6 protein-coding genes are annotated in these 6,745 nt (G+C 62.1%); 1 reads left to right on the top strand and 5 read right to left on the bottom strand.

Annotated elements, in window-relative coordinates:
* Positions 1-186: 186 nt before the first annotated feature.
* The 3 genes from VJR29_01140 to VJR29_01130 all read right to left on the bottom strand — a co-directional run bounded on the left by VJR29_01140 (position 187) and on the right by VJR29_01130 (position 3,611).
* Entirely contained in the window at positions 187-1,047 is an 861-nt protein-coding gene (locus VJR29_01140; GenBank protein ID HKY62000.1) for a transglutaminase family protein, read from the bottom strand.
* A complete protein-coding gene (locus tag VJR29_01135; GenBank protein HKY61999.1) occupies positions 1,038-2,012 on the bottom strand; it encodes an alpha-E domain-containing protein in 975 nt (324 codons plus the stop codon). Before VJR29_01135 ends, VJR29_01140 begins: the two co-directional genes overlap by 10 nt.
* Positions 2,013-2,162: 150 nt before the next feature.
* Positions 2,163-3,611 (bottom strand): circularly permuted type 2 ATP-grasp protein, encoded by a 1,449-nt coding sequence (locus tag VJR29_01130; protein HKY61998.1) that lies wholly within the window; start codon positions 3,609-3,611, stop codon positions 2,163-2,165.
* Positions 3,612-3,803: 192 nt separating this feature from the next.
* On the opposite strand from VJR29_01130, the gene VJR29_01125 reads away from it, so the two are divergent.
* Entirely contained in the window at positions 3,804-5,162 is a 1,359-nt protein-coding gene (locus tag VJR29_01125) for an SGNH/GDSL hydrolase family protein (GenBank protein ID HKY61997.1), read from the top strand.
* A 4-nt stretch (positions 5,163-5,166) separates the two neighbouring features.
* On the opposite strand, the gene VJR29_01120 is transcribed toward VJR29_01125, so the two are convergent.
* Both VJR29_01120 and VJR29_01115 read right to left on the bottom strand, forming a co-directional pair.
* On the bottom strand, positions 5,167-5,604 hold the full coding sequence (locus VJR29_01120; protein HKY61996.1) for a fasciclin domain-containing protein: 438 nt from the start codon (positions 5,602-5,604) through the stop codon (positions 5,167-5,169).
* Positions 5,605-5,766: 162 nt separating this feature from the next.
* A complete protein-coding gene (locus VJR29_01115; protein ID HKY61995.1) occupies positions 5,767-6,702 on the bottom strand; it encodes a hypothetical protein in 936 nt (311 codons plus the stop codon).
* Positions 6,703-6,745 lie beyond the last annotated feature (43 nt).

Below are 6,745 nucleotides of genomic sequence, written 5' to 3'. Positions count from 1 at the left end.
TTTGAAAAAGGGGGGTTGGGGGGATTCAAAGCGCCGGCTCGATCGCCATCTTGGTCCCTACACCCAATCCGTCAAATCCCCCCAACAGGTTTTGAAAATCTAACACTATCAAAAAGTTTGCCTGGCGACATTAAGTCGCCTTTTGCCTTTTCGATCCCCCCTTTTTCAAAGGGGGTAAGCAAAATTTTACTGAGCGCTCGCCACTTGTAAATCAACTTCCGGCGGCAGGCCGGCGGCGCCGCCCTTGTAGCAGCCGCGATGCGGCGCGGCATCGCGGGAATCGCGGCCCACCGCCACCGGCAAATAGGTCGCATCGGCCAAGAGGCCGGTGGTCGCGTCGAAGCCCCGCCAGCCGACCGCCGGCAAATAGGCCTCGGTCCAAGCATGGGTCGCCGCCGATCGCTCCCGCGCCTCCGCCAAATACTGATAGCCCATCACGTAGCGGGCCGGAATTCCCCAGCCCCGCAGCAGCGCGATCAAGAGATGGGAGAAGTCCTGGCAAACGCCGGCGCCGGCGCCCAAAACTTCGGCCAGCGGATGATGAACCTCGGTGCTCTCCGGCAAATATTTCAGCGAGGCTTGGATCCAGGCCATCGCCGCCTGGATCTGGGGCAGGAAGTTCTTGGCCGGATCGAAGGCCGGGCAGGCAGCGGCCAAAGCCTCGGCCGCGAGGTCCGGCGTCCGCTCGCTCCGCGACAGGACGAAGTCCAAGAGCCGGGGGCTTTGCTTGAGCAAACCCTTGAGCTGGCCCTGCTCCTCGGCCGGCGAGGGCGGAACGAAATCGAAGGGATTCTCCAGGTAGCTCTCGAGCTCGGCGCTGAAGTGGATCTCCAGCCGCTGATGCGGCGGGATGATCGCGAAGGATTGGACCCGGTTGCCGTAGGCGTCGGCGTACTCGAAAACTTGGACCTTGGGATCGATCTCCAGCCGATGACTGAGCAGCCGCTGATATTTGTCCTCGCGCGGCTTGAGCCGCAGCTCGCAGTGCTGCTCGACGACCGGCGCCTCGAAGTGGAGGACGCTGCGATGCTCGATCTTCAGCCGCATTCCAGCTCCGAGACGTAGGTGGTGAAGAAATCCTTGCTCAAGGCGAAGTGCAGCTCCGAGGCCGACTTCAGAAAATCCTGGAGAAACTCATGGAGCCCCTTCTCGAAGAAGATCTCCTGGATGCTGATGTGGTTCCACTCTTCGAGCAGGTTGCCGACCAGGGCGAAGGAGGCCTGCTGGAGGGTCGAGGCCCCGAGGCTTTGGAGCGAGGAATAAATCCTTTCGACGCTGTAGCGCAGCGAGCGCGGAAAATCGCGCTCGAAGATGACGAACTCGGCGACGTCGATCGGCCGGAAGCCGGCATGGACCTTGCGCCGGTAGGCCTCGAAGCCGGAGAGCGATTTGAGCAGGGCCGCCCATTGGTAATAATCGAGCGGCGAGCCGACCATCGAGAGGTCGGGCAGCAGCAAGTGGTAGCGGACGTCGAGGATCCGGGCGGTCATGTCGGCCCGCTCCAGGAAGGTGCCGAGCTGGACGTAGTCGAAGCCCTCGCCTCGCATCATCGTGCTGACGGTGAGGCCGTGGAAGAGCGCGACGCCGTTGCGCACCGACTTGTGGAACTCGGGCCATTCCTCCAGCGGCAGGGGCCCCCGCAGGCGGACGTTGAGCCGCAGCCACATCTCGTTCATGCACTCCCACATCTCCTTGGAAAGCCGGTCCCGGACTAGCCGGGCGTTCTCCCGGGCCTGGCGCAGGCAATTCAAAATCGAGTGGGCATAGGAGGCCTCGCGGGTCAGGAGGTTGATCACCCGCTCGCCCCGGATCTCCTCGCCCGGATAGAGCTCGGCGTAGGTCGATTCGAGGCCGGCGATGCTGAGCAGCGGCCGCCATTGGCCGGCCTCCGAGATCGAGTCCTCGGCCTCGACCAAGTGGACCAAGTTGATGCCGACCAAGCGCGAGGCGTTGTTGGCCCGCTCGAGGTAGCGCGACATCCAGTACAAGCTATCGGCGATGCGACTCAGCATACGTTGCCTTTTCCCCCCTTTGAAAAAGGGGGCAGGGGGGATTTGAAAGCCGTTGCAAAACAATCGAGCTTGATTCCAGGCTTTTTTCTCCAAACGACCGCTTTAAATCCCCCTTAGTCCCCCTTTTTCAAAGGGGGAAAATCATCGATCTCACTCCGCTAAAACCCATGTATCCTTGCTCCCGCCGCCCTGCGAGGAGTTGACCACCAGCGAACCCTTGCGCAGCGCGACCCGGGTCAAGCCGCCGGGGACGACCTCGATCTCCTTGCCGTAGATGACGTAAGGCCTAAGGTCGATGTGGCGCGAGCTGAGCTCGCCGTCCAAATAGCAGATGTGGCGCGACAGCGGGACCACCGGTTGGGCGATGTAATTCCGCGGGTTGGCCAAGATCCTTTTTCTGAATTCTTCGCGCTCGGCCGAACTGGCCGCCGGACCGATCAGCATGCCGTAGCCGCCGGACTCGCTGACCGCCTTGACGACCATGTTTTCGATGTCGTCCAGGACCCGCTGCCGATCCTCGGCCCGGATCATCAGATAGGTCGGGACGTTTTTGAGCAAGGGCGGCTCGCCCAGGTAATAGCGGATCAGCAGCGGCACGAAGGGATAGATGGCCTTGTCGTCGGCGATGCCGGTGCCGGGGGCGTTGACGATGGCGACATTGCCGGCCCGCCAAGCATTGAGGATGCCGGCGACGCCCAAGATCGAATTGGGATTGAAATGGAGCGGATCGAGGTAGTCGTCGTCGACCCGCCGGTAAACGACGTCGACCCGGCGCAGGCCCCGGGTGGTCTTGAGATAGACGATGTTGTTCTTCACCACCATGTCCCGGCCCTCGGCCAATTCGACGCCCATCTCCTTGGCCAGGAAGGTGTGCTCATAGTAGGCCGAATTGAAGATGCCCGGCGTCAGGACCACCACCTCGGCCTCGCCGGGGCCGCGGGGCGCGACGTGGCGCAGGGCCTCGAGCAGCAAGGTCGGATAGTGCTCGACCCGCCGGACCCGGTGCTTGGCGAAAAATTCGGAGAGGATGTGGCGCTCGAGGATTCGGTTCTCGATCATGTAGGAGACGCCGGAGGGTGTCCGCAAATTGTCCTCGAGCACCAGGTAGCCGCCGTCATGATCCCGAACCAAGTCGATGCCGCTGACATGGGTGTAGATGTCGTGGGGCGGATCGATGCCCAAAACCTCGCGGCGGAAGTCCTTGCCTTGATAGATCAGCTCCGGCGGAATGACCCCGTCCTTCAGCACCCGCTGCTCGTGATAGAGGTCCTTGAGGAAGAGATTGAGGGCCTTGACCCGCTGCTTCAAGCCCTTTTCCAGGCCCGACCACTCGGCGGCCGGGATGATCCGGGGAATCACGTCGAAGGGCAGGACCCGCTCGATGCCTTCGGCCTGCTCGCTGTAGACCGTGAAGGTCACACCCTCGGTGCTGAGGGCCAAATGGGCTTCGCGGCTCTTCTGGGCAAGGCCGCCCTGCCCGACCCGGCGGATATGCTCCCAGAGCAGCCGGTAATGGGAGCGGGGCTCAAAGTTATCCGCGTAAAATTCGTGGTAGGAATTCTCAGCGACGGAGCCGGATGGAGAGGCGTTGGCTAACATAATGATGTTCCCAACTCGATTGCACGGCCTTCGAGGCTAGCACCATTGTTTCAGCTCCGTCAAACGGCCAGAAGCCTTTGTGACGAAAGGGTAAATTCTGGATTCAGCCCCGAAAAATTCTCGCAATTCCTCCCCCGCCATGACGATAAGCCCGAGGACTCCAAAAAGTGCCCAAATTTCGAAGGTATACCTATGGCAAAGCCCTTCCGTTTACTCGGTTTTTTCCTCTTAGCCCTGATTCTCCTCGGCTGCGAACTGCTCGGTTCCGGCTCTCAGACCGTGGATCCCGATGACACCGAGACCGACACCGGCTCCTCGCTGACGATGCCCAAGTTCAATTACATCGCCTTGGGCGACAGCCTGACCATGGGCGTCCAAGACGGCACCGCCAATCATTTCACCCAGCCTTACAGCTATGCGGTTTTCGTCGCCAAGCAGGTCTCCAAGACCTACGGCACCGGCCTGACCATGCCGCTGCTCGACGTCGATGGCGCCCGCAAAAATCCCGATTATGTCCCGACCATCCTCGGGGTCTCGGGCGAGGATTCGGCCAGCTTGAGCGGCACCAAGGCCTCGGCCACCGAAGCTCCGGCCGCCGGCGATCCCTTGCACGAGCGAGTCCTCTTTCCGCTCGCCGATGCCGACCATCACAACGCTGAAACCAGCCAGCTCGACGCCGCGATTTGGCTCGCCCAGAGCTGGAAGGACAGCGACGCCAGCATCCCGAAGATCATCACCCTTTGGATCGGCAACAACGACGTGCTCGGCGCGGTCCTGAAGAAGGGCGACGAGAATTACACCGCGGCGGCGATCAACGAGGCAATGACTTCGCCCGAGGATTTCAAAGCCAACCTCGAGCCGGCCTTCGCGGCCTTGGCCGAAACCGGCGCCAAGGTCTTCGTCGGCAATATTCCCGATATTCCCCAAGTCGCCTACCTGGTCGCGCCTTCGACCGTGAAGGCCTGGACCGGCAAGACCATTCCGACGGCCAAGGTCCCGGCCGGCGCCAAGATCAGCCTGCCGGCGGCGCTTTACCTCTATGACGACTTTCTGAAGGACAAGGACTGGGAAGACAGCATGGATCAACGCCTCAACGACGCTTCGGTCATGACGACCGAGGAAGCCCAGCTGATCCGCGACCGGGTTCAGGCCCTCAACGCGGCGCTGGCCGAGCTGGCCGAAGCCAAGGAATTCACCCTGGTCGATTTCCACGGCCAGCTCACTTCGCCGATGAATATCGGGGCTCAAACTTACACCAACGAATGGGGCAAGGGCGGCTTCTTCAGCCTCGACGGAATCCACTTCAGCCACAGCGGCCACGCCATCGCGGCCAACCTCTGGATCCAGGCGATCAACGCCAAGCTCGGCTCCTCGATCGAGGAGATCCCGGTGAATGAGGTTCGGCTCGGCGATCCTTATGCCGACCGCGACGGCGACGGCTTCCCGGCCGGCCAGTCCTACGAGCCCAAAGAACAGCTCGTGCAGCTGCTCTTCCAGTTCCGCGACGCCGACGATTCCGATCCCAACGTCGGGATCAAGGGCGCCGAATGATCGCTCATGGCATCAACACCGCGTCGATGCCGTAGACCACGCCGTTGCTGGCCGTGGTTTCGCCCGGCAGGACCTTGGCCCTGCCGACCTGGACCGTTTCTCCTTTATTCGAGATCTTGAGCTCCTTGCCGTTGACCGTCTTGGCCGCGAGCATCTGCCGCAATTGTTCGGGGGTCACTTTGGCCGGGACGATGTGATAGGCCAGCACCGCCCGCAAACGATCCGGATCGCTCCGTAATTTTCCGTCGACCTTGGCGAAGGCGTCGGAGCTGGGTACGAAGACGGTGAAAAGGCCGCCTTTGAGCATCGAGGCCAAGCCGGCGCTCTCGAGGGCGGTGCTGAAGGCGGGGTCCTTGGCGGCGACGACCTCGGCCACGGTGGCGGCTGTGGCGTTGGCCCAGGGTCCAAGGCAGAGGACAGCGGCGATCATCATTCTCTTCATGGGAGCCTCCTTTTGTTGGCGGAGATCCTAAATCGTTTTTCCCCCCTTTGAAAAAGGGGGGATTAAAGGGGGGATTTGAAGCGGTCGCATAATACCCAAACACGTTCAGGCACCTGCCACGTCTTTAAATCCCCCCAGCCCCCCTTTTTCAAAGGGGGGAAATCAGAGCGAGAGCACGCTGAAGCTGGAGCCGAAATCGTCGCTGCGCAGGATGGTTTCATCCTCGCCGACCACCACCACGACGTCGCCGACCACCGCCATGTCGGCGTAATCGACCAGCGGTGCCGGTAGGTTCGGCGTGAGGTTCTCCCAAGTGTCGCCGCCGTCGAAGGTGCGGGCGAGATATTGGTTGCCGAGCAAGATCCCGGTCAAGCCGTCGGGCTGGAAGAAAATCCGATGAAGGTCGTTGGGCACCGAGCCGGGCCCGTGGGGACCCCAGGTGTCGCCGCCGTCACCGCTGAACAGGACCGCGCCGGCCGCTCCGACCGCCCAAATCCGTTGGGCGTCGATCAGCCAGATGTCGAAGATCATCGATTGGGTCCCGGTGGAACGAAGGCTCCAGGCCTGCCCGCCGTCGACGCTCTTGTATATCGAGCCCAGCCCTCCGCCGACCCAGCCGGTTTGGAGGTCGGCGAAGGCCACCGCCTGCAGGTCGACCTGGGCCGGCAGAAAAGATCCGATCCAATCGAGCCCGCCGTTGAAGGTCCGCAGGATCACGCTCCGGTTGCCGACCGCGATGCCGAATTGGCTGTCGACGAATTGGAAGTCGTTGAGGTCATCGGAATTGGCGGTGTCCTGCTCGACCCAAACCGAGCCGCCACTGCTGCCGTTGAGGAAAGTTCCGCCGTCGCCGGCCGCACCGAGCAGGTCGGGGCCGAGGAATTTGATGGCGTTGATCTGGCGGGTGGTCCCGCTGTCCTGGCCGAAGAAGGTGGCGCCGCCGTTGGAGCTGGTGAAGATCGCGCCCTCGCCGCCGCCGACCACGATGGTCTGGGTGTCGAGCATGGCGACGGCATTGAAGTCGCCGAAAGGTTCGCCGCCGTTGCCGCAGGCGGCCAAAGTGAGCGGAATGAGCAAAGGTAGCAAGCGCCGAAACATGGTTCCTCCTGGAAAATTTCGGCGATGAAACCCGGCGGGGCCG

The sequence above is a fragment of the bacterium genome (genome assembly GCA_035281585.1).
Classification (GTDB): Bacteria; UBA10199; UBA10199; order DSSB01; family DSSB01; genus DATEDP01.
The sequence above is the reverse complement of the archived record's forward strand: the minus strand, read 5'-3'. Positions and strand labels throughout refer to the sequence as shown.

Excerpts from the sequence above, each read along its gene's own strand:
- VJR29_01140 (HKY62000.1), bottom strand. The coding sequence starts at position 1,047 with ATGCGGCTGAAGATCGAGCATCGCAGCGTCCTCCACTTCGAGGCGCCG.
- VJR29_01125 (HKY61997.1), top strand. The coding sequence starts at position 3,804 with ATGGCAAAGCCCTTCCGTTTACTCGGTTTTTTCCTCTTAGCCCTGATT.
- VJR29_01130 (HKY61998.1), bottom strand. The coding sequence starts at position 3,611 with ATGTTAGCCAACGCCTCTCCATCCGGCTCCGTCGCTGAGAATTCCTAC.
- VJR29_01120 (HKY61996.1), bottom strand. The coding sequence starts at position 5,604 with ATGAAGAGAATGATGATCGCCGCTGTCCTCTGCCTTGGACCCTGGGCC.
- VJR29_01115 (HKY61995.1), bottom strand. The coding sequence starts at position 6,702 with ATGTTTCGGCGCTTGCTACCTTTGCTCATTCCGCTCACTTTGGCCGCC.
- VJR29_01135 (HKY61999.1), bottom strand. The coding sequence starts at position 2,012 with ATGCTGAGTCGCATCGCCGATAGCTTGTACTGGATGTCGCGCTACCTC.